The organism is Bradyrhizobium sp. YR681, from assembly GCF_000282615.1.
GTDB lineage: Bacteria > Pseudomonadota > Alphaproteobacteria > Rhizobiales > Xanthobacteraceae > Bradyrhizobium.
Genome location: NZ_AKIY01000205.1, coordinates 46,422 through 69,264, shown reverse-complemented (window position 1 = coordinate 69,264; position 22,843 = coordinate 46,422). Strand labels below are relative to the sequence as shown.

Annotated in this window: 24 protein-coding genes; 22 read left to right on the top strand and 2 right to left on the bottom strand. The window is 65.0% G+C overall.

Annotation, left to right across the window (positions count from 1 at the left end; all coding sequences use genetic code 11):
- Positions 1–4: 4 nt before the first annotated feature.
- The 6 genes from PMI42_RS19855 to PMI42_RS19830 all read left to right on the top strand — a co-directional run bounded on the left by PMI42_RS19855 (position 5) and on the right by PMI42_RS19830 (position 6,260).
- On the top strand, positions 5–1,444 hold the full coding sequence (locus PMI42_RS19855; RefSeq protein ID WP_008137347.1) for an amidohydrolase family protein: 1,440 nt from the start codon (positions 5–7) through the stop codon (positions 1,442–1,444).
- A gap of 144 nt (positions 1,445–1,588) precedes the next feature.
- A complete protein-coding gene (locus PMI42_RS19850; RefSeq protein WP_008137346.1) occupies positions 1,589–2,497 on the top strand; it encodes an amino acid ABC transporter substrate-binding protein in 909 nt (302 codons plus the stop codon).
- A gap of 172 nt (positions 2,498–2,669) precedes the next feature.
- Positions 2,670–3,143, top strand: coding sequence for a MarR family winged helix-turn-helix transcriptional regulator (locus PMI42_RS19845; RefSeq protein WP_008137345.1), 474 nt, complete (start codon positions 2,670–2,672; stop codon positions 3,141–3,143).
- A gap of 2 nt (positions 3,144–3,145) precedes the next feature.
- Positions 3,146–5,194 (top strand): FUSC family protein, encoded by a 2,049-nt coding sequence (locus PMI42_RS19840; protein WP_008137343.1) that lies wholly within the window; start codon positions 3,146–3,148, stop codon positions 5,192–5,194.
- Positions 5,191–5,397, top strand: coding sequence for a DUF1656 domain-containing protein (locus PMI42_RS19835; protein WP_008137341.1), 207 nt, complete (start codon positions 5,191–5,193; stop codon positions 5,395–5,397). Before PMI42_RS19840 ends, PMI42_RS19835 begins: the two co-directional genes overlap by 4 nt.
- Positions 5,394–6,260, top strand: a complete 867-nt coding sequence (locus PMI42_RS19830; RefSeq protein ID WP_008137338.1) for an efflux RND transporter periplasmic adaptor subunit — start codon at positions 5,394–5,396, stop codon at positions 6,258–6,260. The genes PMI42_RS19835 and PMI42_RS19830 overlap by 4 nt, the downstream gene beginning before the upstream one ends.
- A gap of 201 nt (positions 6,261–6,461) precedes the next feature.
- On the opposite strand, the gene PMI42_RS19825 is transcribed toward PMI42_RS19830, so the two are convergent.
- The gene (locus tag PMI42_RS19825) at positions 6,462–7,673 is read right to left on the bottom strand and encodes an acyl-CoA dehydrogenase family protein (RefSeq protein WP_008137336.1); all 1,212 of its coding nucleotides are present in this window, start codon (positions 7,671–7,673) and stop codon (positions 6,462–6,464) included.
- 40 nt (positions 7,674–7,713) lie between these two features.
- Positions 7,714–9,339 (bottom strand): long-chain fatty acid--CoA ligase, encoded by a 1,626-nt coding sequence (locus tag PMI42_RS19820; RefSeq protein WP_008137335.1) that lies wholly within the window; start codon positions 9,337–9,339, stop codon positions 7,714–7,716.
- Between the two features lie 178 nt (positions 9,340–9,517).
- Here PMI42_RS19820 and PMI42_RS19815 point away from each other — a divergent pair, with 178 nt between their 5' ends.
- The 16 genes from PMI42_RS19815 (at position 9,518) to PMI42_RS19740 (ending at position 22,836) form a co-directional block, all read left to right on the top strand.
- Positions 9,518–11,359 carry a flavin-containing monooxygenase gene (locus PMI42_RS19815; RefSeq protein ID WP_008137334.1) on the top strand — a complete coding sequence of 614 codons (1,842 nt, stop codon included), beginning with the start codon at positions 9,518–9,520 and terminating at the stop codon, positions 11,357–11,359.
- Between the two features lie 5 nt (positions 11,360–11,364).
- Positions 11,365–12,171, top strand: coding sequence for a shikimate dehydrogenase family protein (locus PMI42_RS19810; RefSeq protein WP_008137332.1), 807 nt, complete (start codon positions 11,365–11,367; stop codon positions 12,169–12,171).
- A 118-nt stretch (positions 12,172–12,289) separates the two neighbouring features.
- Positions 12,290–13,105, top strand: a complete 816-nt coding sequence (locus PMI42_RS19805) for a lytic murein transglycosylase (protein WP_008137330.1) — start codon at positions 12,290–12,292, stop codon at positions 13,103–13,105.
- Positions 13,106–13,214: 109 nt separating this feature from the next.
- A complete protein-coding gene (locus PMI42_RS19800) occupies positions 13,215–13,436 on the top strand; it encodes a hypothetical protein (protein WP_008137329.1) in 222 nt (73 codons plus the stop codon).
- A 12-nt stretch (positions 13,437–13,448) separates the two neighbouring features.
- Complete coding sequence (locus PMI42_RS19795) at positions 13,449–13,871, top strand: hypothetical protein (RefSeq protein WP_008137326.1); 423 nt, start codon at positions 13,449–13,451, stop codon at positions 13,869–13,871.
- A gap of 386 nt (positions 13,872–14,257) precedes the next feature.
- Positions 14,258–14,704 (top strand): MaoC family dehydratase, encoded by a 447-nt coding sequence (locus tag PMI42_RS19790; RefSeq protein WP_008137323.1) that lies wholly within the window; start codon positions 14,258–14,260, stop codon positions 14,702–14,704.
- Between the two features lie 100 nt (positions 14,705–14,804).
- Positions 14,805–15,302: a hypothetical protein gene (locus PMI42_RS19785; protein WP_008137322.1), complete on the top strand. Its 498-nt coding sequence runs from the start codon at positions 14,805–14,807 to the stop codon at positions 15,300–15,302.
- A 326-nt stretch (positions 15,303–15,628) separates the two neighbouring features.
- Positions 15,629–16,786, top strand: a complete 1,158-nt coding sequence (locus PMI42_RS19780) for a helix-turn-helix transcriptional regulator (protein ID WP_008137320.1) — start codon at positions 15,629–15,631, stop codon at positions 16,784–16,786.
- Positions 16,787–17,016: 230 nt separating this feature from the next.
- Positions 17,017–17,991 (top strand): helix-turn-helix transcriptional regulator, encoded by a 975-nt coding sequence (locus tag PMI42_RS19775; RefSeq protein WP_008137319.1) that lies wholly within the window; start codon positions 17,017–17,019, stop codon positions 17,989–17,991.
- Positions 17,992–18,062: 71 nt separating this feature from the next.
- Positions 18,063–18,596 (top strand): DUF3455 domain-containing protein, encoded by a 534-nt coding sequence (locus tag PMI42_RS19770; RefSeq protein ID WP_240535268.1) that lies wholly within the window; start codon positions 18,063–18,065, stop codon positions 18,594–18,596.
- Positions 18,597–18,647: 51 nt separating this feature from the next.
- On the top strand, positions 18,648–18,896 hold the full coding sequence (locus PMI42_RS19765; protein ID WP_008137316.1) for a DUF6894 family protein: 249 nt from the start codon (positions 18,648–18,650) through the stop codon (positions 18,894–18,896).
- Positions 18,897–19,078: 182 nt separating this feature from the next.
- Complete coding sequence (locus tag PMI42_RS19760; RefSeq protein WP_008137315.1) at positions 19,079–20,197, top strand: helix-turn-helix transcriptional regulator; 1,119 nt, start codon at positions 19,079–19,081, stop codon at positions 20,195–20,197.
- 110 nt (positions 20,198–20,307) lie between these two features.
- Positions 20,308–21,426: a helix-turn-helix transcriptional regulator gene (locus PMI42_RS19755; protein ID WP_008137314.1), complete on the top strand. Its 1,119-nt coding sequence runs from the start codon at positions 20,308–20,310 to the stop codon at positions 21,424–21,426.
- Between the two features lie 271 nt (positions 21,427–21,697).
- Positions 21,698–21,913 (top strand): hypothetical protein, encoded by a 216-nt coding sequence (locus tag PMI42_RS19750; RefSeq protein WP_240535267.1) that lies wholly within the window; start codon positions 21,698–21,700, stop codon positions 21,911–21,913.
- The gene (locus PMI42_RS19745; protein WP_157195784.1) at positions 21,867–22,091 is read left to right on the top strand and encodes a hypothetical protein; all 225 of its coding nucleotides are present in this window, start codon (positions 21,867–21,869) and stop codon (positions 22,089–22,091) included. Before PMI42_RS19750 ends, PMI42_RS19745 begins: the two co-directional genes overlap by 47 nt.
- Positions 22,092–22,107: 16 nt before the next feature.
- A complete protein-coding gene (locus tag PMI42_RS19740; RefSeq protein ID WP_008137310.1) occupies positions 22,108–22,836 on the top strand; it encodes a sulfite exporter TauE/SafE family protein in 729 nt (242 codons plus the stop codon).
- Positions 22,837–22,843: the final 7 nt, after the last annotated feature.

The window sequence follows — 22,843 nt, the reverse complement described above, 5'->3', positions numbered from 1 at the left end:
GGTCATGGCCACGGAGGTTTTGGCAACCAGCCTGTTCCGTGGTCCCGATCGCGGCGTCAACGACAACGTCATGCTCCGGCACGACGAAGGCGTCATCACCGACGTCTTGGAAGGAGCGGGGGCGGCGAGCGGCCCGCGCTCCTTCGTCATTCCCGCCTTCGTCAACGCCCATGACCACGCCCGCGCCACCGCGTCCTCCTTCGGCGCGATGGGTATGCCACTCGAAAGCTGGATCCTGCGGACGGCGCTCGGCACGCCGGTCGATCCTTATCTGACCGCAGCGTCAGCGTTGGCTCGTTCGGCCAAGGCCGGCTGCGCTTCCATGATGGTGCATTACACCCGTCCGAGCGGAACGATGCCTTTGCTCGACGAGGCCAAGGCGATTGCGAGGGCCGCCTCCGATGTCGGCATCCGCATGGCCTTTGCACTCGCGGTGCGCGACCAGAATCCGATCGTCTATGGCGATGCAGAGCCGATGCTCGCGGGACTTCCCGGCGACGACCGCAAGACCGTCGAAGACCTCTTCGTCCGCGCGCCGATGTCGCCGAAGGCGTATATCGAGCTGACCGACGCGATTGCCTCTGCTATCGCCGGACCGATGGTCGACGTGCAGCTCGGGCCCGCCGGCGTGCAATGGTGCTCGAAGCCGCTGCTGGAGGCCGTCGCCGAGAACTCGGAGAAAACCGGCCGTCGCATTCACATGCACCTGCTGGAGACCGTGTATCAGCGCGCCTGGGCTGACCGGCATTTCCCTGACATGGTGCGGTGGCTGCGCGATATCGGCTTCCTCTCGGAGCGGCTGACGCTGGCGCACTGCATCCACGCGCGGCCGGACGAGCTGGAAATGATTGCAGCGTCAGGCGCTCGCATCGTCACCAATTTCAGCTCCAACATGCACCTGCGCTCGGGCCTCGCCCCGATCGCCGCCGCGCATCAATGCGGCTGCGCCATCGCGGTCGGCGTCGACGGGCTGGCGCTCGACGAGGACGACGACATCCTGCGCGAGATGCGGCTGGTGCAGATGGTCCATGGCGGCCTCGGCTTCAAGCAGACATGGACGCCGGCCGAGATGTTCGCACTCGCCATCCGCAACGGGCGCCGCGCCACCGGCGCGCCCGGGAGCGGCGAGCTCGTGGCAGGCAACCCAGCCGACTACGTCGCGATCGACCTCGACCGGCTCGATCGCGACCGGATCATGCCCGTCGATCCCATGGCGCTGCTGTTTGCGCGCGGCAACGCATCGCTGGTGAAGGAGGTCGTCGTGGCTGGCAAGACGATCGTCAGGGACGGGGTTTGCGCCGGCGTCGACCTGCCGGCCATCGAGCAGGAATTGCGGGCGATGTACCGCGCCAATGTCGGCAAGCTCGAAGGCTTCCAGCGGATATGGCCGCCGCTGTCGGAGCGGCTGTCCGGCTGGTTCGAGCAGCAATTCAGCTGCGAATAAAGCGAGAGGCCGCCTTTGGTCCGGCCGATATAAAACCGCGATAGCTGGTAGGCGGAACCTTGTCTGGCGATTGGCCTTGCACTGGGCTACACCGTGCGCGGCCGCGCGCCGGCGCAGGCCCATAATCCCCTCAAGGAGTCCCCGATGCGTCTTCCCACCGTTCTGCTGGCCGTCACATGTCTCGCGGGCGCAGCTTCAGCCGAAGACCTGTCGGGCACGCTCCAGAAGGTCAAGGAGACCAGGAAGATCACGCTGGGCTACCAGGAGGCCTCGGTGCCCTTCAGCTATCTCGACGGCAACCAGAAGCCGGTCGGCTTTGCCATGGACATCTGCCTCAAGATCGTCGATGCCGTGAAGAAGCAGCTTGGCATGCCCGACATCGCCGTCGACTACCTCGCCGTGACCTCGTCGAACCGCATTCCGTTGATGGTCAACGGTACGCTCGATCTGCATTGCTCGGCCACCACCAACAATGCCGACCGCCAGAAGCAGGTCGCCTTCACCAACACGCACTTCCTCAGCGCCACGCGCTTTGCGGCCAAGAAGGCGGCGAAGATCAACACCATCGACGATCTCAAGGGCAAGGCGGTCACGGCGGTGGCGGGATCGGTCAACCTCACGCAGCTTGCCAAGGTCAACACCGAGCGCAACCTCGGCATCAACATCATGCCGGCGAAGGACCAGGCCGAGGCCTTCCTGCTGCTGGAGACGGATCGCGCCCAGGCCTATGCGCTCGACGACGTTCAGCTCGCGGTTGCGATTGCACGCTCGAAGGAGCCGGCGCTGTTCATGATCAGCGACGAGACGTTCTCGAAGGCCGAGCCCTTCGGGATCATGTTGCGACGGGAGGACGCGCCGTTCAAGGCGCTGGCCGATCGTGCCACGGCCGAGCTCTACGCCAGTCCGGAGATCGAGGTGCTCTACAGGAAGTGGCTGGAATCACCGACGCCGCCGAACGGCATCAACTACAACGTCCCGATATCGCCGGCGCTGCGCAATGCCTTCAAGAAGCCGAGTTCGAGCGCCGATCCCGACGTCTATGCGGTGAACTGAGACGAGGCGCCGGGAGCCTGGTTGAACCTGCGCCTCCCGGCAGCGGCCGGGCCGGCGCCGGTGACCAAGCAGGGAACCGGCTGCCCTCTCGGGTATCCCGCTCGCCTTTTCGTGATCCCGCGTGACGGCCATGACGATTGCAGGCTAATAGTTCGCCTCCTATCTAATTTGCATGGGACCCTCGCAAGGCTTCATCCACGGCGAAATCGGCCGGCTCATCGCGCGTCTTGCCCGCATCTGGCGGCGCGAATCGGACCAGGCGCTGTCCGATCACGGCCTGTCCTATGCGACCGCAATCCCGCTGCTGGTGCTGTCGCGTCAGGGCGAGAACGTGCGCCAGGGCGTGCTCGCCGACGAGCTCGGCATCGAGGGGCCCTCACTGGTGCGGCTGATCGACCTGCTTCAGGAAGAGGGCCTCGTGGAACGTCGGGAAGACCCGACCGACCGGCGTGCCAAAACGCTACATCTGACCAAAGCTGGCGAGGCCAAGGTCGAGGAAACCAACCGCGTGCTGCGGCGGGTGCGGGCGAGCCTGCTCAAGGATATCGGCGCGGACGAACTTGCGATAACCTTCGAGACGCTCCAGCGCATCGAGCAGCGGGCCACTCGCCTGCATGACGCCAAGACGCTTTCCGAGGCGAAGTAGCCATGCGTGCGGAAGAGCCGTTCCTGGTCCGCCACGCGGACCTCATTTTCGCTTTGAAGACGTTTGCCGCGTCGATGCTGGCGCTCGTCATCGCGCTCGCCATGGACCTGCCGCGGCCCTATTGGGCGATGGCGACCGTCTACATCACCTCGCAGCCATTGGCAGGGGCGACCAGCTCGAAGGCGTTCTTCCGCGTCATCGGCACGCTCGTCGGGGCGACCATGACGGTGGCGCTGGTGCCGAACCTGATCGACGCGCCGGAGCTGCTGTGCCTCGCCATCGCGCTCTGGGTCGGGCTGTGCCTTTATCTCTCGCTGCTCGATGGCACACCGCGAAGTTATGTCTTCATGCTGGCCGGATATACGGTCGCGCTGATCGGCTTTCCGTCGGTGTCCGAGCCCGGCGCCATCTTCGACACCGCGGTGGCAAGGCTCGAGGAGATCTCGCTGGGTATCATTTGCGCCAGCCTGGTCTCGACCATCGTGTTTCCACGCAGCGTTGCGCCGGCGGTTGCCCATCGCGTCGATAGCTGGCTCGCGGATGCGCGCCGCCTCAGCCAGGTCGTGCTGATGCGCGAGGGCACCGGCGATAGCCGCCGCGGCAAGCGCCTGAAACTTGCGACCGACATCGTCGAGATCGACACGCTCTCCACCCATCTTGCCTATGACCGTTTGACCGACCGCAACGCCGTGACGGGCCTTGGCGAGATCCGGCTGCGCATGCTGACGCTGCTGCCGGTGATTGCCTCGCTCGAGGACCGGCTAGCGGCGCTCGGCGAGGACGCCTTGCGGCGGCAGCCCGCGCTGAAGCAATTGCTGGAGGACCTCGCGCAATGGATCGTGAGCGACGTTGGTGAACGCCAGCCGGCCGAGCGGCTCCGCGCTGCGATCGCGGCGCAACAGGCGGTGCTTGACGACAGCGCGTCCTGGGAACGGATCATCACCACAAGCTTGTTGTCGCGGCTGCGCGAGATGGTCGATCTCTCGCGTGACTGCCGCGAGCTGACCGAGGCGATTGCCGATAACCGCAATATTGCCACCGTCGATCTGGCGTTCCATTCCGAGGCCGGCGCCGCGCCCGTGCGCCACAGGGATCGCGGCCTTGCGCTGTGGTCGGCGGCGGGTGCCGCCACGGCCATCCTGATCTGCTGCGCATTCTGGATCGGCACCGGCTGGCCGGACGGTGCATCGGCGCCGATGATGGCGGCGGTCGCCTGTTCGTTCTTCGCCGCGCAGGACGAGCCCGCGCGCTTCATCCGCAGCTTTGGCCTGTGGTCGCTGGTCGCCATCGTCGTCGTCGCAATCTACCTGTTTGCGCTGGTGCCGGCGATCTCCCATCTCGAGGTCCTGATCGTCGCGCTGGCGCCGACCTTCCTGCTCTACGGTTTCCTGATCGGCCGTCCCGCCACGGCGGGCACCGGCATGGCGCTCGCAGCCAACACCGCGACCCTGCTCGCGATCCAATCCACCTATAGCGCGGATTTCGCGTCCTACGCCAATTCCGCCGTCGCCTTCTTCGTCGGCGTCCTCATCGCCGAAATCGTGACGCGGATCGCGCGCGGGGTAGGGGCGGAGTGGATCGCCAATCGCCTTGTGCTGTCGAGCTGGAAGACGATCGCGGTCGCCGCAGAACGGCGTGGCAAGCGCGACCGCGCGGAGTTCGCGGGCCTCATGCTGCACCGGCTCGGACTTCTGGTGCAGCGCATCGCCTTTCTCTCCGAGAGCGACCGCCGCGACGCGGACAGTCTCGTGCAGCTGCGTATCGGGATCAACATCATCGACCTGCGCCGCGCCCGCTATGGACTGGCGGCATCCACCATTGCCGTCATCGACGACATGCTTGACCGGCTCGCCATCGCCTGCCGCAGCTATGCGGGCGACGGCATGCCGGCTGAGCTGCTGACCAGCGTCGACCGGGCACTGGCCCAGGCGGTGAAAGATCCCAACGACAGCGCGCGCGAGGACGCCCTGATCGGTCTCGTCGGCATCCGCCGCGGCCTGTTTCCGGACGCGCCGGCCTATCGGCCGCGCACAGAGAGTGTTGCGGCATGAGATATGTGATCGACATCTATGGCGTGCTCGTGCCGGCGCTGCTGCTGTGGATCATCGTCGCCTATGGCCTCAGCGCGCTGTTGCGCCGGCTGATGCAGCGCTTCGACTTCTACCGGCTGGTCTGGCACCGCGCGCTGTTCGATTTCGCGATTTTTGTCTGCCTGCTCGGCGGCGTCGTCTATCTCTCGGAGGTTCTCTCATGAAGGGCAATTTCGCCTGGTTCGCCCGCCTCGCGCTGACCGTCCTTGCCGTCGTCGCCGCGCTCGGCGTCGGCCGCGAGCTCTGGGTTTATTACATGGAGTCGCCCTGGACCCGCGACGGCCGCGTCCGCGCCGATGTGGTGCAGGTCGCGCCTGATGTCTCCGGCTTCGTCACCCAGGTGCTGGTCAAGGACAACCAGAAGGTCCGCCGCGGCGACGTGCTGTTCCGGATCGACCGCGAGCGCTTCGCGCTGGCGCTGCGGCAGGCTGATGCGTCGGTGGCCGGTCATCAGGCCACCCTCGACCAGGCCAATGCCGATCTGAAGCGCTACAGCGCGCTGACGACCGATGCGGTGTCGCAGCAGAAGCAGGAACAGGTGCTGGCGACCCAGCTCCAGGCCAAGGCGTCGTTCGATGCGGCCGTCGCCGACCGCGCCGTCGCGCAGCTCAACCTCGACCGCAGCGAGGTCCACGCCTCCGTGAACGGCGTGATCACCAACATGGATTTGCGCCCCGGCGCCTATGTCACGGCGGGGAAGGGCGTGATGGCCCTGGTCGACACCGACACGCTGCATGTCGAAGGATATTTCGAGGAGACCAAGCTCGCGCGCATCCGCATCGGCGACAAGGTGCAGGTCCGCCTGATGGGCGAGAAGGTCACCCTGTCAGGCCGCGTCGAGAGCATCGCCGCCGGCATCGAGGACCGCGACCGTGCTGAAGGCGCCAGCATGCTCGCCAACGTCAACCCGACCTTCAGCTGGGTGCGCCTCGCCCAGCGCGTTCCGGTGCGGATCGCGCTGGATCCGGTGCCCGGCGGCACGGCGCTGGTTGCGGGACGTTCGGCGACGGTCGAGGTCTTGAACTAGGCTGAGACGATGCCGCGCATGATTGCGCCCTCGCCCCTTGCGGGAGAGGGCAGCTCCGCTGGTTGACACAGGCTCACTTGGGTGAGGGGTATCTCTCCGCGCTTGCAGTGCGGATAGATACCCCTCATCCGGCGCTTCGCGCCACCTTCTCCCGCAAGGGGAGAAGGAAGACGGCACCTTGCCTATCGGCGAGCATCTCTTCTACGCGTTCGAATATTTCTTCAGCTCGAACCGCGCGATCTGGTTCCGGTGCACCTCGTCCGGTCCGTCCGCAAGCCGCAGCAACCGCGCCGTCGCATAGGCCTGGGTCAAGCCGAAATCATTCGAGGTGCCGCCGCCGCCGTGCGCCTGGATCGCCCAGTCGATGATCTGGCAGGCCATGTTGGGCACGGCGACCTTGATCATCGCGATCTCGGCTTTGGCGACCTTGTTGCCGACCGTGTCCATCGCATACGCCACGTTGAGCGTCAGCAGCCGCGCCTGCTCGATCATGATGCGGGATTCCGCGATCCGCTCCTGTGTCACCGTCTGCTCGGAGACCGGCTTGCCGAAGGCGACGCGGCTGCGGACGCGGCGGCACATCTTTTCCAGCGTGCGTTCGGACAGCCCGATCAGCCGCATGCAGTGGTGAATGCGGCCGGGGCCGAGGCGGCCCTGCGCGATCTCGAAGCCGCGGCCTTCGCCGAGCAGCATGTTCTCCTTGGGCACCCGCACATTGGTGAAGACGACTTCGGAGGCGCGGTCGGGCACGCCGTAGAAGCCGAACACGGGCAGGGGACGCTTGACCTCGATGCCCGGCGTGTCCATCGGCACCAGGATCATGGATTGCTGCTTGTGGCGGTCCGGATTGTCGGGATCGGTCTTGCCCATGAAGATGCAGATCTTGCAGCGCGGATCGGTCGCGTTGGTCGTGTACCATTTGCGGCCGTTGATGACGTATTGGTCGCCGTCGCGCACGATCGAGCTCTCGATGTTGGTCGCATCGGACGAGGCCACCGCCGGCTCGGTCATGGCGAAGCAGGAGCGGATTTCGCCCGCGAGCAGCGGCGTCAGCCAGCGCTCCTTGTCCTCTTTGGTGCCGTAGCGCTCCAGCACCTCCATGTTGCCGGTGTCGGGCGCCGAGCAGTTGAACACTTCGGGCGCCAGATGCGAGCGCCCCATCACTTCGCAGAGCGGGGCATATTCGAGATTGGTCAGGCCGGCGCCATGGCTCGATTCCGGCAGGAACAGGTTCCAGAGACCTTCCGCGCGCGCCAGCGGTTTCAGCTCCTCGACGACGGGAAAGACCTTCCACGGCCCGAGCTCTTCGGCCTCGCGATAGAACCGCTCCTCGTTCGGATAGACGTGCCGATCCATGAAGCCTTCGAGCTTGCGCTTGAGGTCGGCGACCTTGGGCGACATCGGGTAGAGCATCTTTCGTCTCCTTGAGCGCGGCGCGCGATCGTGCCGTGACTTATGCGACGCGATAGTCCCTGAACTTCTCGCGCAATGCCGATTTGAGCACCTTGCCTGTACCGGTCATCGGAAACTCGTCCAGGAATTCGACGGCGTCCGGCATCCACCAGTTGGCGATCTTCGGGCGCATGTGGTCCAGCAGCGTCTTGCCGTCGACGGTCGCGCCCTTCTTGCGGACGACGAGGAGCAGGGGACGCTCCTGCCATTTCTCGTGGTTGATCGCGACCACCGCGGCTTGAAGCACATCCGGATGCGACAAGGCGACGTCCTCGAGCTGGATCGATGATATCCATTCGCCGCCGGACTTGATCACGTCCTTGGAACGGTCGGTCAGCGTGACGTGGCCCTGGCTGTCGATCACGGCCATGTCGCCGGTGATCAGCCAGCCGTCGCGGTCGAGGCCTTCCTCCAGCTTCATGTAGCCGGAGGCGACCCAGGGACCACGCGCGCGCAGATGGCCGACGGTCTTGCCGTCGCGGGGGAGCTCGACGCCGGTGTCGTCGACGATGCGCAAGGCGGTGCCGAAACAGGCGCGCCCCGACACCTGGCGCCGGTCGAACTTCTCCTTGTCGCCAAGGTGCTCCGAGCCCGGCCGCAGTCCCGGCATCGAGCAGCCCAACGCCTCCGTCATGCCCCAGGCCTGGATGTAGTCGATGTCGTATTCGCGCTTGAGCTTCTCGACCATCGCGCGCGGCGGCGCCGAACCCGACGACAATGTCGCGCGCAGCGTCGTGAACTTGTTGCCGGTGCGTCCGAGCCAGTCGAGCAGGATCAGCCAGAAGCTCGGCACGCCCGCCGACAGCGTCACCTTCTCGCCTTCGAGCAGCTCGTAGAGCTTGTCGGGCTCGTAATTGCGGCCGGGCAGCACCAGCTTCGAACCGGTGTAGGGCGCGGTGAACGGCATGTTCCAGCCGTTGCCGTGGAACAGCGGCGCCATCGGCATCATCACCTCGCGCACGCCTTCGACATGGCCCGGCAGGAAGTCGAAATTGCAGCAGGTCATGGTCTGCAGGATCGCGGCGCGGTGCGAGTAGATCACGCCCTTCGGGTTGCCCGTCGTGCCCGAAGTGTAGCAGATGGTGGAGGCGGACTTTTCGTCGAACTCCGGCCAGGCGAAGCCGGCGTCGCTCTCCTTGTCGAGAAGCTCCTCGTAGCAATGCACATTGGCGAGCCTGGTCTCCGGCATCCGCTCGCGCGAGGACATCACGACGTAAGCCTCGACGGTCTTCAGTTGCGGCGCGATTGCCTCGACGATCGGCAGCGTGGCGCGGTCGATGAACAGCAGGCGGTCTTCGGCATGGTTGATGATGTAGACGAGCTGCTCGGGAAACAGCCTGGGATTGACGGTGTGCAGCACATAGCCCATGCCCGGCGCCGCATAGAACATTTCGAAATGCCGGTGCGTATTCCAGGCCAGCGTGCCGACGCGGTCGCCCTGCTTCATGCCGAGCCGTTTCAGCGCCAGCGCCATGCGCTTGATGCGCGGATGCGCGTCCGCATAGGTATAGCGATGGATGTCGCCCTCGATCTCGCGCGCGACGATCTCGGCTTCGCCGTGATAATCGGCGGCATACTGGATCAGGCCGCTGATCAGGAGCGGCATGTCCATCATCAATCCCTGCATCGTTTCCTCCGGATCGCCACGTCGTTGCGTCGCGTATGCTTGTGATTTGCGCGCGAGGTTAGCGGAACGTCACGCGGCGTTCACGCAAAAAGCGCGCGGTGTGATTGCGTGCGTCACTTTTTCGGGGCTAACGTATGGTGAGCGGCCGGCGAAGCAGCGTCCGCCGTGGAGGAAATCGATGTCAGCGGAAAGACACAAGACCGGCGCAGCCGGCGAATCTACCGTCGATGTTTCCGCACTCCGCGCGCGTTATCGCGATGAGCGCGACCGCCGTCTGCGCAGCGAAGGCAAGGCGCAATATGTCGAGGTGACAGGCGATTTCGGCCGTTACCTCGACGATCCCTGGGCCGATCCCGGATTTACCCGCGCTGCTGTCAGCGAAGAGACCGAGGTGCTCATCGTCGGCGGCGGCTTCGGCGGCCTGCTCTGTGGAGCGCGTCTGCGCGCGGCGGGCATCGAGGATTTTCGTATCGTGGAAAAGGCCGCCGATTTCGGCGGCACCTGGTACTGGAATCGTTACCCTGGAGCGGCCTGCGATACCGAGAGCTACATCTACCTGCCGCTGCTGGAGGAGACCGGCTACATGCCCGTGCGCAAATATGCGCGGGCGCCGGAGATCTACGAACACTCCCGCCGCATCGGCCGGCACTTCGGTCTCTACGAGCGCGCGCTGTTTCAGACGATCATCTCGCGCATGGAATGGCAGGAGCAGGAGGCGCGCTGGCTGGTCGAGACCGACCGCGGTGATCGCATCCGCGCGCGCTTCGTCATTCTGGCCGGCGGCCCGCTGAGCCGTCCGAAGCTGCCGGGCATTCCCGGCATCGAGACGTTCAAGGGCCACAGCTTCCACACCAGCCGCTGGGACTATGGCTATACCGGCGGCACCGCCGAAGGCGGGCTCACCGGTCTTGCCGGCAAGCGCGTCGGCATCATCGGCACCGGCGCGACCGCCGTGCAATGCGTGCCGCATCTCGGCCGCTCCGCGAGGGAGCTCTACGTCTTCCAGCGCACGCCCTCGGCGATCGGCGTGCGCGATGATCGCCCGACGGACCAGGATTGGGCGCAGAGCCTCGAGCCCGGCTGGCAGCGCCAGCGCATGGACAATTTCACCGCCGTCATCTCCGGCGAGCCGTTCGAGCAGGATCTGGTGCAGGATGGCTGGACCGGCCTGCTCGGCGAGATCCTGCTGGCGCCGCGCCGGCAGCCTCAGCCTGTGACCTCGATGGAGGAGGCGTTGAAGGTCATCGAGCAGGCCGACTACCGCAAGATGGAGGAGATCCGCGCCCGCGTCGATGCGGTCGTGAAGGACGAGGCGGCCGCGGCGGCGCTCAAGCCGTGGTACAAGGCGTTCTGCAAGCGGCCGTGCTTCCACGACGAATATCTCGACACCTTCAATCGCCCCAACGTGCATCTCGTCGATACAAGGGGGCAGGGCGTCGAGCGCATCACCGAGAACGCCGTCGTGGTCGACGGCAAGGCCTATGAGCTCGACTGCCTGATCTATGCCAGCGGCTTCGAGGTCGGCACCGATTATGCCCGCCGCATGGGTTTTGAGGTCCATGGCCGCGATGGCATGAGCCTGTCCGAGCGCTGGCAGGGCGGCGTCAAGACGATGCACGGCTTCTACAGCCGCGGCTTCCCGAACTGCTTCCTGATCGTCACGGTGCAGGCCGGTCAGAGTGCCAACTTCCCGCACATCATCGACGAGCAGTCGCAGCACATCGCCTATGTCATCGATCAGGCGCGCAAGCGCGGCGCCAGGACGCTGGAGCCGACGCTCGCTGCCGAGAACGCCTGGGTGGAGGAGGTCGTCAAGGCCGCGATCGGCCGCCAGACCTACCTCGCCGAATGCACACCGGGCTATTACAACAATGAAGGCGTGTTCGATCCCATTGCGGCAAGGAACAGCCAGTACTGGCGCGGGCCCATGGCATTCCTGCGGTTGCTCGACAAATGGCGCAAGGAGGGCAATCTGGACGGACTCGAATTGACCTACGCCGTCGCCGCCGAGGCGGTGTAAGCGGCATGATCCCGGCTCCTTCAGGCGCGACGCGGCTCTACGTCATCGTCGGTGATCCCATCGCACAGGTCCGCTCGCCCGCGGGCGTGTCGGCCGCCTTTGCGGCGCGGGGGCATGACGGCATTCTCGTGCCCGTTCAGGTGGCACCGGCGGATTTGCCCGACTTCCTCTCGGTGGCAACGCGGCTGAAGAACCTCGACGGCATCGTCGTGACTATCCCGCACAAATTTGCCTGCTACGAGGCCTGCACGAGTACGACGGAGCGCGCCCATTTCCTGCGCACGGTCAATTTGATGCGTCGCCGTGTCGACGGCTTGTGGCATGGCGACATGGTGGATGGACTCGGCTTTGTGGGTGCGGCGCGGGCGAAGGGGATCGATCCGGGCGGCATGCGAGCGCTCCTGGTCGGCGCCGGCGGCGCGGGATCGGCAATCGCACTCGCCTTGGTCGAGGCTGGCGTCAGCGAGCTCGCGATTCATGACGTCGCGACTGAGCGCCGCGATGCGCTGGTCGGCCGGCTCAACGGGCTCGGCAAAGCACCGGTGCGGGGCGGCTCCGTGGACCCGGCCGGCTTCGATTTCGTCGCCAATGCCACACCTGCCGGGATGAAGGACGGCGATCCGCTGCCGGTCGATGTCGCGCGGCTCGCCCCAGCGGCCTATTGCGGCTGCGTCATCACCAAGCCCGAAGTCTCGCCCTTGATCGCCGCCGCCCGCAAGATCGGCTGCGCCACCGGGACCGGCACGGACATGTACCAGCAGCACCAGAGCATCATGGTGGATTTCCTGCTCGGAACGGACCGCGAAGGGTAGGCGACCTTCCCGGTGTCAAGCCATCCAAAGCGGCTGGTAGGGCTTGAGCCATCAGGGCCGACGTAGGATCATGCGCCCGCGCGAGCCGGTCGCGCACGTCAAGTGAGAGGAACGAGGAATGACCAAGGGCAGGACCGTTGCGACGGCCATGATTGGCGCTGCTGCGCTGCTTCTTTCGCTTGCGCCCGCCGCCCACGCCGCCACATGCGGCAGCTCGCCGGCCGGCTTCGAGGCCTGGAAGCGCGAGTTCAGCGCGGAGGCGCAAGGCAAGGGCATCGGCCAGACCGCGCTCTCGGCCTTGATGCAGACGAACTACGCCAGCGCCACCATCGCGGCCGATCGCGGCCAGCGCAGCTTCTCGCTGACGCTCGACCAGTTCCTCGCCAAGCGCGGCGCCACCACCATCGTCGCCAAGGGCCGGCAGCTCAAGAATTCGCAAGGAGCCTTGTTCGCCTCGATCCAGCAGCGCTATGGCGTGCCGCCCGGGCCGCTGATTGCGATCTGGGGCATGGAGACCGGCTTCGGCAGCCAGCGCGGCAACCAGAACATGCTCTCGTCGATCGCGACGCTCGCTTATGACTGCCGCCGTCCGGAGTTCTTCACCGACCAGCTCTATGCCGCGCTGAAGCTGATCGACCGCGGCACGCTGTCGGGATCAACCCGTGGCTCCATGCATGGCGAGGTCGGCCAGACCCAGTTCATGCCCAAGAACATTCTGGCCTACGGCACCGGCAATCTCGAGGTCGCGGCCAACGCGCTGAACTCGACCGCCAATTTCCTCAAAGCCCATGGCTGGAAGGCGGGAGCCGGTTACCAGCCGGGCGAGCCGAACTTCGTCGCCATCGAGGCCTGGAACGCGGCGGGTGTCTATCAGAAGGCGATTGCGCTGATGGGGCGGCAGATCGACGAGGGAGGGGCGGCGGCGTCGCGCTAGGAGTTCAGCAAGGCGTGATGCGCGGCTGCGAGAAAGTTGTTGCCATCAGGAACCGACGGCATGAGGTTTGCTTTGATCGATTCAGGGCTGGGCATGAGGAGACTCAACTATGGCAACCCAGATCGTGATGGACCAGACCGGCGATACCCGCCACGAGTTTGATCCTGGCAATGCCGAGGCGCTGGCGCGGGCCGAACAGCGTTTTCGGGAGCTGACCGGAGCCGGCTTCACTGCCGCCTTCCGTACCGGGCCCGGTGAGGTCACCCGTATTAAATCGTTCGACCCGACCGCGCAGGAAACGCTTTTCTATCCCCGCCTGGTCGGCGGCTGACCTGGGCTGCTCATGTTCGCGGCACTTCGGTTCCGCGCGCCGGCGCGTGCGCGTCTGCATGCGTTGCGCGAACTCTACCGTCGCTTCTTCGGCGAGAATACGCCGGATGCGCGCGGCCGCCGTCTTCTGGCCGAGTGGCTGTCGCCTGCGCAACGCGCCCAGTTCGAGCAGCACCGGTATTTCGATGTGATCGGCTGCGATACCGGCAAAAGGTATCGCATCCATTACGGCACGGCGGCCAATGTCCACGAAATCGACGATGCCGGTCTTGCGACGATGGGGTGGTGCTTCGTCCCGTCAGGCTTCCTGGTGCCCGGCGACGTGATGCTCGCGCAGAAGATTGCGCTCGAGACGGACGAAAAGGCCGCGCTCTCGCTCGCCAACAGGTTTCCGCCGGCAACGCATTCGGAGCATTTCTACCGGCGGCCATTCTAGCCAATCAGGACGGGGCGCTCAGGTATGAGTGGTTCGGTAGGCATCGAGCGCATGTACTGCGAAGACGCCGATGCTGCACAGGGCGAGCAGGGCCGAGATCAGCTCGATCATAGCTCAGGCTCCCGCAGCGGCTGGGCGACGAGATGCTGGCAGCGGGAGTACTCGTAGATCAGTTCCAGGAGGAATTGCATGGTGGCCGTCCCTGTATTTATTTTGACAAAGACTTAAGCGGCCATCTGTTTCAGGCGTGTTTCGTCGCATCGGGAAAGGGGTTTCGCGGGGAACTCCGGGACTGGTTTGTGCAGCGCGGAGCCGCTACATCCGGCGCTCACCCCTTCCTGGCCGCGTGCTTCCGGCGGGCGGCAATCGTATTGCGAGGCAAAATCATGGCGCTGGTCGAGTGTTTCGACGATCTCACCGTCGGAATGCGGTTCAAATCACCCGAGGTCGAGGTCACCGAGGCCGACATCAAGCGCTTCGCGGCGGAGTTCGATCCGCAGCCGATGCACCTCGACCACGAGGCCGCCAAGGAGACCCTTTTCAAGGGGCTCGCCGCATCAGGATGGCACACCGCCGCGATTGCCATGAACCTTGCGATCCAGGCCCGGCCGTTCGGCCCGCATCCGCTGATCGGCGCGGGCGTCGACGGTCTGCGCTGGACCATGCCGGTGCGGCCCAATGACCGCCTGCATCTGGTCGGCGAGGTCATGAGCCTGACGCCCTCGAAGTCGAAGCCGCAGGGCATCGCGCTGGTGAAGTGGACGATGTTCAACCAGAACGGCGAGGAGGTCTACACTTTCACCCCGATCGCGATCGTGCCGCGGCGAGGGTAGCGCAGCCGCTCGCCGCCGGCCCTTGCGGTGGTGCCTGAAACCCTTGCAGGCCGCCGGGAGAGGTGGTCATCTCCGCGTGGGGAAGACGCTGGAGGCTGACATGAAACGACTCCTTCTCGCCGCCGGAATTCTCGTGGGCGCCTTGGGCGCCGGGCCGGTGCTCGCGCAACAATCCAAGGTCGGCGACTGGACCATCGAGAAGCGCACGCAGGACACGCATTGCAATGCAAGTCGCGGCTACAAGGACAAGGACGACGAGAACCGCGACTACGTCATCGTCATCACCTATTCCGAAAAGGCGATCGTGATGGTGATCATCTATGACGGCTGGGAGTGGGGGCAGGTCGGCGAGATCCTCAAGGCCGATGTCGGCACCGATGACGCCGACATCATGAAGAAGGCGAAGTGGGAGGTGATGGACAAGACCACCGTGCGCGGCATCTTCGAGTTCGACCAGTCGATCATGGACCGGCTCTCGAAGGCCAGGCGCCTCTCGCTCGACTTCGAGGACGATGACGACGACAGCATCGAGATACAGATCCCGCGTGCCGGCGAAGCGCTCGCCGCGCTGAAATTCTGCGAGGAGAACCGGAAGTAGATTGCTGAGCGGCGGCAAGCACAGCGACGCAAGCGGCTCACCGCATCAGCGGGAACAGGTGGCAACAAGACTCGGCCGCAGCGTGCGAGTGACTCAACGCACACTGTCGTCGCGCTGTTCGCATTTATCCTAGTCTTTGGCGAAACCGTCCAAGCCGCATCCTGCGGTTGACGTTACGCAAGGACGATGTTCGATATTCCAGCATCTCGCTGCAACATGTTTTCCGCGCCGAGGGTGGCGGTTCGCCAACCTGTCTCCTGCACCAGTTTCCGATGCGCTCGCCCTCTTCGTCGCCGGGGCAGCACGCGGATCGCATCGTTCGCCCGATGACGCTCCTCCAGGCAAACCGGTTCTCGTCGCTCGTCGGCGAGATCTACGATGCGGCGGCCAATCCGGCGCTGCGCAGCGCCGCGCTGGAGCAGGTTTCGAATTTCGTCGGCGGATGTGCCGCGACCATCCTGTCCAGGGATGCAGCCGGGCTCTCGATCGAGATACATCAGCATTTCGGCACGGATCCCCGATTCCGACAGCTCTACCGTGACAGGTATGTGGAGCTCGATCCGCTCCTCGAGCGCCATCTCGATCCCGCCGCCGAACAGACCGTCGGCGTGACCGACATCATGCCGCATTCGGACTTCGTGGCGACCAGCTTCTATCGCGAGTGGGTGGAACCGCAGGGCGCGATCGACCTTGCGACGGTCACCCTCGAACGATCGAATGTCCGCACCACGATCTTGCAGGTGCTGCGTCACCGCTCCCGCGGCACCGTCGACGAGGTGATGCGCGAGCGCATGCGGCTGCTCGCGCCGCACATCCAGCGCTCGCGAGTCATGGGACGGCAGCTCAGGGCGCGCACGCATACCGTGGACGATCTCACCGACGTGCTTGACGGACTGAGCACGGCGATCTGCCTGCTCGACACCGAGGGGCGGGTCGTCCATGCCAACGCGGCGTGCCGCCTGCTGTTCGCCGACGCCAATCTCCTCGCGATGGTCGGCGACAGAATCGTGGCCCGTAACACCCAGACCGACAAAATATTCCGCAACCTGTTCGAAATGACCGCGGATGCCGCAATTCATTCGACCGGTCGCCGTCAGATCGAGCTTGCGACGTCGGCCGACGGTCAACATTATCTGCTCCATGCCTTTGCGCTGAAGCGGGAGCGCGATCAGCCGAGGGATATTGCCGCCACCGTGCTGTTCGTTCAGAGGGCTGCGATGGTGTCGTCGCTCGTGCCCGATGCAATCGGCGCGGCGTTCAAGCTGACGCCGTCCGAATTGCGCGTGTTGATGGCCATCGTCGAGATCGGCGGCGTTCCCGACATTGCGGCCAAGCTCGGCATCGCCGAGACGACGGTGAAGACACATCTCGGCCGGCTGTTCGAAAAGACCGGCGCCGGCAGGCAGGCCGATCTCGTCAAGATCGCCGCCGGCTTTGCCGCCCCGTTTGCCCCGCGAACGGGCAGCGGCAACGACGCGGTGTGATCCATTTCACATCGAAGAGCGTGAGAGCGCGCAATCTCAATCCATTGTGATGAGCAAGGTCCGTCCGTCCTCCAAACGTATGACGCGTGTCATTTGATACTTTCGTATATCGCGCCCCACCCGAAATGCGAAAGGCCGCGTGCGCCACGAAGACGATGCGATGCGTATCGAACGCGCGCGGCAGGACGACGGCGCATGGCCGGGCTGGCTCGTTGGTTGGAGAGATTGCAGTGAGCGGCAAGGATGAATTTTCAATTTTCAATGTTTCAACAGACCACATTGCCGAAGAGGAGCGCGTGCCGCTGCTGCGCGAGTTCTACTGTCGCGGCGTGCTGAAGGCGGAGGTCGAGGCGAGGGAGGGAAAGCCGGCCGCGGCGAGCTTCACGTCCCACGTCCTGCCGGAAGCCCAGTTGCTGATCGGCGGATTGTGCGGAGCGCGGGTCATTCGCACCAAGCAGCTGGTCGCGGACGGCGACGACAGTCTCGCCCTGATCGTGAACAGGTCCGGCGTTCTCGGGATATCCGAGCGAGGACATGATCTGAGGCTTCAGGCAGGAGAGGCGGTCCTGACGAGCGCGGAGGACGTCACCACCTTCGAGCGGATCTCGCTGGGGAGCGGTTTCTCGCTGCGCGTGCCGAGACGCGTGCTGGCCCCGATGATCGTCGATGTCGACGATGCGGTGATGCGCGTGATCCCGGAGCACACCACCGGGCTTCGGCTGCTCGTCGACTATGCGATCGCGCTGGTGCACGAAAAGGCGTTGGCGAACCCTGCGATGCGCCAGCTCGGCGTCGCGCATCTGCATGATCTCCTGGCGCTCGTTCTCGGCGCCACGGATCACGCCCGGGAATCGACCGGACGGCGCGGCATCAAGGCGGCGCGCCTCCAGAAGGCGAAGTTCCTGATCGCCAACAATTGCTGGCAGCAGGATATTTCGGTGGCAAGCGTTGCTCACGAACTCGGCGTGACCCCGCGTTATCTGCAGCGATTGTTCGAAGCCGACGGCAAGACCTTCTCGTCCTTCCTGACCGAGCAACGTCTCAAGCGCGCCCATCGCATGTTGCGCGAGCCCGATTTTGCCGAGCGGCCGGTGAGCTCGATCGCCTACGACGTCGGCTTCGGCGATCTCTCTTACTTCAACCGCTGCTTCCGGCGGGCCTATGGCGCGACGCCAAGCGACGTCCGGAGCGGCGGGGCATTTTAGCGGGCCCGGCCGAATTTCAGCCAACTGCCATTTCAACCAAGGGATTTGACATGATCCTTGATCGAGACGTCATGACCATGAAAACGGCGCTGTATCGCAGCGTCATTCTCGCGAGCGTGCTGTGCGCATCGTCGGCACTGGCGGGAACGCCGGACGAGATCAGGGTTCCCGGCGAGATTCCCGGCACGGCGCTGCATGCCGAGGGCGCGCAGATCTACGAGTGCCGGCCCGACGCTGCGAACCGGCTCGTCTGGCAGGCGCGTGAGCCGGCCGCCACGCTGATGGACGGCGACAATTCGGTGGGACGCCACTACGCCGCGCTGCACTGGGAAGCGGTCGATCCGCGCACGCTGGTGTGGGAGCACAAGGACGGCAGCTCGGTCAAGGCCAGGATCGTGGCCAGCGCGATGGGCCGGACGGAGGACGACCTTCCCTGGCTCAAGTTCGGCGCCGTCGCGCAGACCGGCAATGGCCTGCTTTACGGCGTGACCCACGTCCAGCGCATCAACACGCAAGGCGGGGTGGCGAGGGGGCCGTGCACCCAGGCAGGGGCCTATCGCAGCGTGCCGTATTCGGCCGACTACGTGTTCTGGCGCGCGGAATAGATCATGACACAGCGTAGCGAGCGGCAACGGCGCTCGAAGCCGGAGTGTTGAATGCGCCGTTTCTTCTTCGACCTCCTGGTCGGCAATGTCGTGAAGATCGATCCCGGCGGCATGGTGTTCGAACATGCCAGGGCGACCATCGTGGTGGCCGACGAGATGGCGCGGCACCTGTTCGTCTGGCGCGACGATCTGCGCGACCGCGATGCCTGGATCCGCGTCAGGGACAAGGATGGCCGTGAGATCTATCGCGCCGCGGTGTGGTCCGAGAGCACGGAGAGGGCGGGCTGGGACCAGGCGTGAGCGGCGCGGGCGGTGTCGCGACTTTGCACCAGTGGCGCATGACACGGCATCGGCTCGTTTCGAGCCTCGCCGGCCGGGCACCCTCCGTCCGGCCGGCGTGTCCGTCTCATCCGATCGGAGGATGCCGCATGCGCTGGTTTTGGTATGGTTGGTGATATTGATCACTCAGGCCATTTCACGCCATGCACGGACCCCGAAAGCTGCCCGAACTGGTCGAGTCCATCTATGACGCAGGGCTCGACCCTTCGCTGTGGGACAACGTCGTCGCAGGCGTCCGCGATTTCGTCGGCGGTCAGGCCTGCGGGCTGTTCTCCAAGGATTCCATCAGCAAATTCGGCGTCACGCACTATTATTGCGGGGCCGACCCCCACTACATCCAGCTCTACTCCGACACTCATTCGAAGTTCGATCCGCTGACGGTGCTGCCGCCACACGGCCAGATTGCAAGCATCCCGGATCTCGTCGATTTCGACGAGTATCGGCGCGGGCGCTTCTACCAGGAATGGATGCAGCCGCAGGGGTGCAGCGACGCGGCCAATGTCGTGCTCGACAAGTCGAATCCGAGCTGCCCGGTGATGATGACGGTGCTGTCGGGCCGGCGCATGGTCGATCCCGCGATGAAGCGCCGTCTCTCGCTGATCGTGCCGCATGCCAGCCGCGCGCTGCTGATCAACCGCGCCATCGATTCGAAATTGACGCTGGCGACGGCGCTGGCCGACGTCCTGGATAATCTGGCGTCCGGCATCTTCCTGCTCGATGCCTCCTGCCGCCTCGTGCATGCGAATTCCGCGGGCCGCGCCTTGCTCGCGGCCGACGATGTGGTTCGGTCCGTGGCCGGGCAGCTCGTGACCAGCAGCGCGGAGGCCAATCACACGCTGCGCGCGGCGTTTGCAGCCCGCAACGAAATTGTCCCGCTGGCCGCGAGAGACCACGCGATTCCGCTGCTGTCACCCGCGGGCGAGCGCTACGTTGCGCATATTCTGCCGCTCTCGTGCGTGATGCGCAACGGCAACGAACGAGGCGTCGATGCCGTCGGTGCACTGCTTTTGCGCAAGGTGTCGTTCGGTGGGCAATCCTATGGCGAGCTGATCGCGCGGACCTTCGATCTGACGCCGGCCGAGCTGCGTGTGTTGCTGTCAATCGTCGAGGTCGGCGGCGTGCCGGAGACGGCGGTCGCGCTCGGAATCGCGGAAACGACGGCGAAGACGCATCTGCATCGCGTCTTCGCCAAGACCGGCGTGTCCCGGCAGGCCGATCTGGTCAGGCTCGCGGCGAGCTTCTCCAACCCGCTCGTCAACTGACGGGTAAAATCGCCGTCGGAGCTGAACCTTTTGCCGCCGTAATCGACTCACCTAAGCCGCCGGGCAGAAGAACATTTCGCCATCTCCGCGCTTGACCATTGGTTCTTCCGATGCCCCGCCCTCCAAAACAGTCCGAGCTGATCGAGAGCATCTATGACGCCGGCCTCCACCCCGAAATGTGGAGCGATGTCGTCGTCATGCTCAACGCATTCATCGGCAGCCAGGCCTGCGGCCTGATCTCGAAGGATCCCGTCAGCAAATCCGGCGCGACGCATTATTATTGCGGGGTCGATCCGCACTACATCCAGCTCTATGCCGAGACCTACGCCCGCCACGATCCGCTCGCCAGGCTTCCGCGTTATGGCGAGGTCCGCAACATCCCCGATCTCGTGAATTTCGACGAGTATCGCCGCGGGCGCTTCTATCAGGAATGGCTTCGCCCGCAGGGCTGCGCCGATGTCGCCAACGTGGTGCTGGAGCAGTCGAAATCGCCCTGTCCGATGTTGCTGACCGTGATCCCGGGCAGGGACATGCTCGACGCCGACAAGCGGGCGCGAATGCAATTCCTGGTCCCGCACGCAAGCCGGGCATTGCTGATCAACCGGGCGATCGAGCGGAAGCAGCAGCGCGCGACCGCGCTCGCCGACGTCGTGGATCGGCTGACGGCCGGCGTTGTCCTGCTCGACAAGGCCTGCAACATCGTCCACAGCAATCCGGCCGCGGAGATGCTCCTGGCCGCCGACGATGTCCTGCGGTCCGTCGCGGGCCGGCTCGTGGCAAGATCCGCCGACGCAAATCGCGCCCTGCGCGATATCTTTCGCGACGCGGGCGAGGTTGCCCTGGCCGCGGAGTCCGGGCGGAAGATTTCGCTGATCGCGCAGGACGGTTCGTACTACGTCGCGCATGTCATCGCGTTGCCGTCGCTGCTGCGTGAAGGCGCGGCGGAGCGCACGCCGGCCGTCGGTGCCTTGTTCATCTGGCGAGCGGAGTTCGACGGCCGCTCATGTGCCGACGTGATCGATCGTACGTTCGAGCTGACCCCTGCGGAATTCAGGGTTCTGCAATCGATCGTCGACGTCGGCGGCGTGCCGGAGACCGCAATTGCGCTCGGCATCGCCGAGACGACGGTGAAGACGCATCTGCACCGCGTCTATGCCAAGACGGGCGTTTCCCGTCAGGCGGATCTCGTCAAGCTCGTGGCGGGATTCTCCAATCCGCTGGTGCACTGACGCGCGCTCGTCGGCGCGGGCGATCGGTTCGACACGCCATCAGGTTCAATCAGAGACATCATTAGAAAGTTATCGCGGGTCGTTCGATCGAATGACGCGATCGTCGACGTTCTCTCTTACGAGACGTCACACGATCTGTTGTTCGACGACCAGACATTTGTGTGAAGCAACTCACTGCAAGCGGAACTGAAGTCCGTCAATCTCTCGTGCAGGTTGAGAGGAGATTGTCATGCGAACGGCGTCATCTGGTCTGGCGGACAAGTTCCGCAGCATGGTTGCGCGGGTCGGCGCGGCGCTCCATGCGCAGCGCGAGATCGAGGCGCGGCGCGCGTTGCAGCGCTATCGGCACCTGCTGGAGCAGCCGCGCGAAGCATTGCCTTTGAATGAAATCATTCCGGTCAGCAACGAAAAGGATATTTCAGGACATGCCCACGGACTTGATGCGCACGAGCGCACCGCCGGCCAGCCCACGTTCGAAGGCGCGTAACGCCAACATCGTCGCAATCGCGCTGACCGCCGCACTCGTCACGCTTCAGCTGATCGGACTTGCGATGCTGGAACGGTCTCATGCTCTGCCGGTGTCGCCATCACAGGTGAACTCGCCCGATGCGCTGCTCTGCACCGGCGGCGCCGACGTTCCCGCGACCCCGTCGCCTTACGATTGATCCCGGAGGACGTATCGTGCCGGACATCGCAACCAGCCTTCTGCTCAGCGTCGCCGTGTTCGCAGGCGCCTTCGTCTCCGGGCTCTCGGGCTTCGCATTCTCCGCGGTCGCGGGCGCCATTCTGCTCCGGGTGTTTCAACCGCTGGAGGCGGTGCCGCTGATGATGGCGTGCAGCATCGGCGTGCAGGCGACCAATCTGTGGGCACTCCGGCGCAGCATCCGCTGGGAAGGCAGCCTGCTGCTGATCGTCGGCGGCTTGATCGGCGTTCCCATCGCGGTGTCGCTGCTTCAGTCCACAGACACGCATCTGCTCCGCCGCGGCTTCGGCATCATCGTCGCGCTCTATGCCGCCTACATGCTGCTGCGGCCGACGCTGGTGACGGCGGGCGAGGCCGTCGGCCGGCACTGGGTCGCGCTGATCGGGTTCGGGGGAGGGCTGGTCGGTGGTCTCACGGCCATGCCCGGCGCGATCCCGACGATCTGGTGCGACATGCGCGGCATGCCCAAGAGCGAGCAGCGCGGCCTGGTGCAGCCCTTCATCGCCGCGATGCAGATCTTCGCAATCGCGCTATTGGTCGGGCATCAGGACCTCTCGTCAAAGGTCTTCGTCAATCTTGCGATCAGCCTGCCGGCCCTGTTCGCCGGTTCCGCGTTGGGCGTGATCGCCTTTCACCGGGTCAACGAGACGGTCTTTCGCAAGACCGTGCTCGTTCTGTTGCTGATCTCGGGGATTTCCCTGATCTAGAGCATGA

Bases quoted from the DNA above. Each gene is read 5' to 3' on its own strand.
- PMI42_RS19855 (WP_008137347.1), top strand. From the start codon at position 5: ATGGCCACGGAGGTTTTGGCAACCAGCCTGTTCCGTGGTCCCGATCGC.
- PMI42_RS19850 (WP_008137346.1), top strand. From the start codon at position 1,589: ATGCGTCTTCCCACCGTTCTGCTGGCCGTCACATGTCTCGCGGGCGCA.
- PMI42_RS19845 (WP_008137345.1), top strand. From the start codon at position 2,670: ATGGGACCCTCGCAAGGCTTCATCCACGGCGAAATCGGCCGGCTCATC.
- PMI42_RS19840 (WP_008137343.1), top strand. From the start codon at position 3,146: ATGCGTGCGGAAGAGCCGTTCCTGGTCCGCCACGCGGACCTCATTTTC.
- PMI42_RS19835 (WP_008137341.1), top strand. From the start codon at position 5,191: ATGAGATATGTGATCGACATCTATGGCGTGCTCGTGCCGGCGCTGCTG.
- PMI42_RS19830 (WP_008137338.1), top strand. From the start codon at position 5,394: ATGAAGGGCAATTTCGCCTGGTTCGCCCGCCTCGCGCTGACCGTCCTT.
- PMI42_RS19825 (WP_008137336.1), bottom strand. From the start codon at position 7,673: ATGCTCTACCCGATGTCGCCCAAGGTCGCCGACCTCAAGCGCAAGCTC.
- PMI42_RS19820 (WP_008137335.1), bottom strand. From the start codon at position 9,339: ATGCAGGGATTGATGATGGACATGCCGCTCCTGATCAGCGGCCTGATC.
- PMI42_RS19815 (WP_008137334.1), top strand. From the start codon at position 9,518: ATGTCAGCGGAAAGACACAAGACCGGCGCAGCCGGCGAATCTACCGTC.
- PMI42_RS19810 (WP_008137332.1), top strand. From the start codon at position 11,365: ATGATCCCGGCTCCTTCAGGCGCGACGCGGCTCTACGTCATCGTCGGT.
- PMI42_RS19805 (WP_008137330.1), top strand. From the start codon at position 12,290: ATGACCAAGGGCAGGACCGTTGCGACGGCCATGATTGGCGCTGCTGCG.
- PMI42_RS19800 (WP_008137329.1), top strand. From the start codon at position 13,215: ATGGCAACCCAGATCGTGATGGACCAGACCGGCGATACCCGCCACGAG.
- PMI42_RS19795 (WP_008137326.1), top strand. From the start codon at position 13,449: ATGTTCGCGGCACTTCGGTTCCGCGCGCCGGCGCGTGCGCGTCTGCAT.
- PMI42_RS19790 (WP_008137323.1), top strand. From the start codon at position 14,258: ATGGCGCTGGTCGAGTGTTTCGACGATCTCACCGTCGGAATGCGGTTC.
- PMI42_RS19785 (WP_008137322.1), top strand. From the start codon at position 14,805: ATGAAACGACTCCTTCTCGCCGCCGGAATTCTCGTGGGCGCCTTGGGC.
- PMI42_RS19780 (WP_008137320.1), top strand. From the start codon at position 15,629: ATGACGCTCCTCCAGGCAAACCGGTTCTCGTCGCTCGTCGGCGAGATC.
- PMI42_RS19770 (WP_240535268.1), top strand. From the start codon at position 18,063: ATGACCATGAAAACGGCGCTGTATCGCAGCGTCATTCTCGCGAGCGTG.
- PMI42_RS19765 (WP_008137316.1), top strand. From the start codon at position 18,648: ATGCGCCGTTTCTTCTTCGACCTCCTGGTCGGCAATGTCGTGAAGATC.
- PMI42_RS19760 (WP_008137315.1), top strand. From the start codon at position 19,079: ATGCACGGACCCCGAAAGCTGCCCGAACTGGTCGAGTCCATCTATGAC.
- PMI42_RS19755 (WP_008137314.1), top strand. From the start codon at position 20,308: ATGCCCCGCCCTCCAAAACAGTCCGAGCTGATCGAGAGCATCTATGAC.
- PMI42_RS19750 (WP_240535267.1), top strand. From the start codon at position 21,698: ATGGTTGCGCGGGTCGGCGCGGCGCTCCATGCGCAGCGCGAGATCGAG.
- PMI42_RS19745 (WP_157195784.1), top strand. From the start codon at position 21,867: ATGCGCACGAGCGCACCGCCGGCCAGCCCACGTTCGAAGGCGCGTAAC.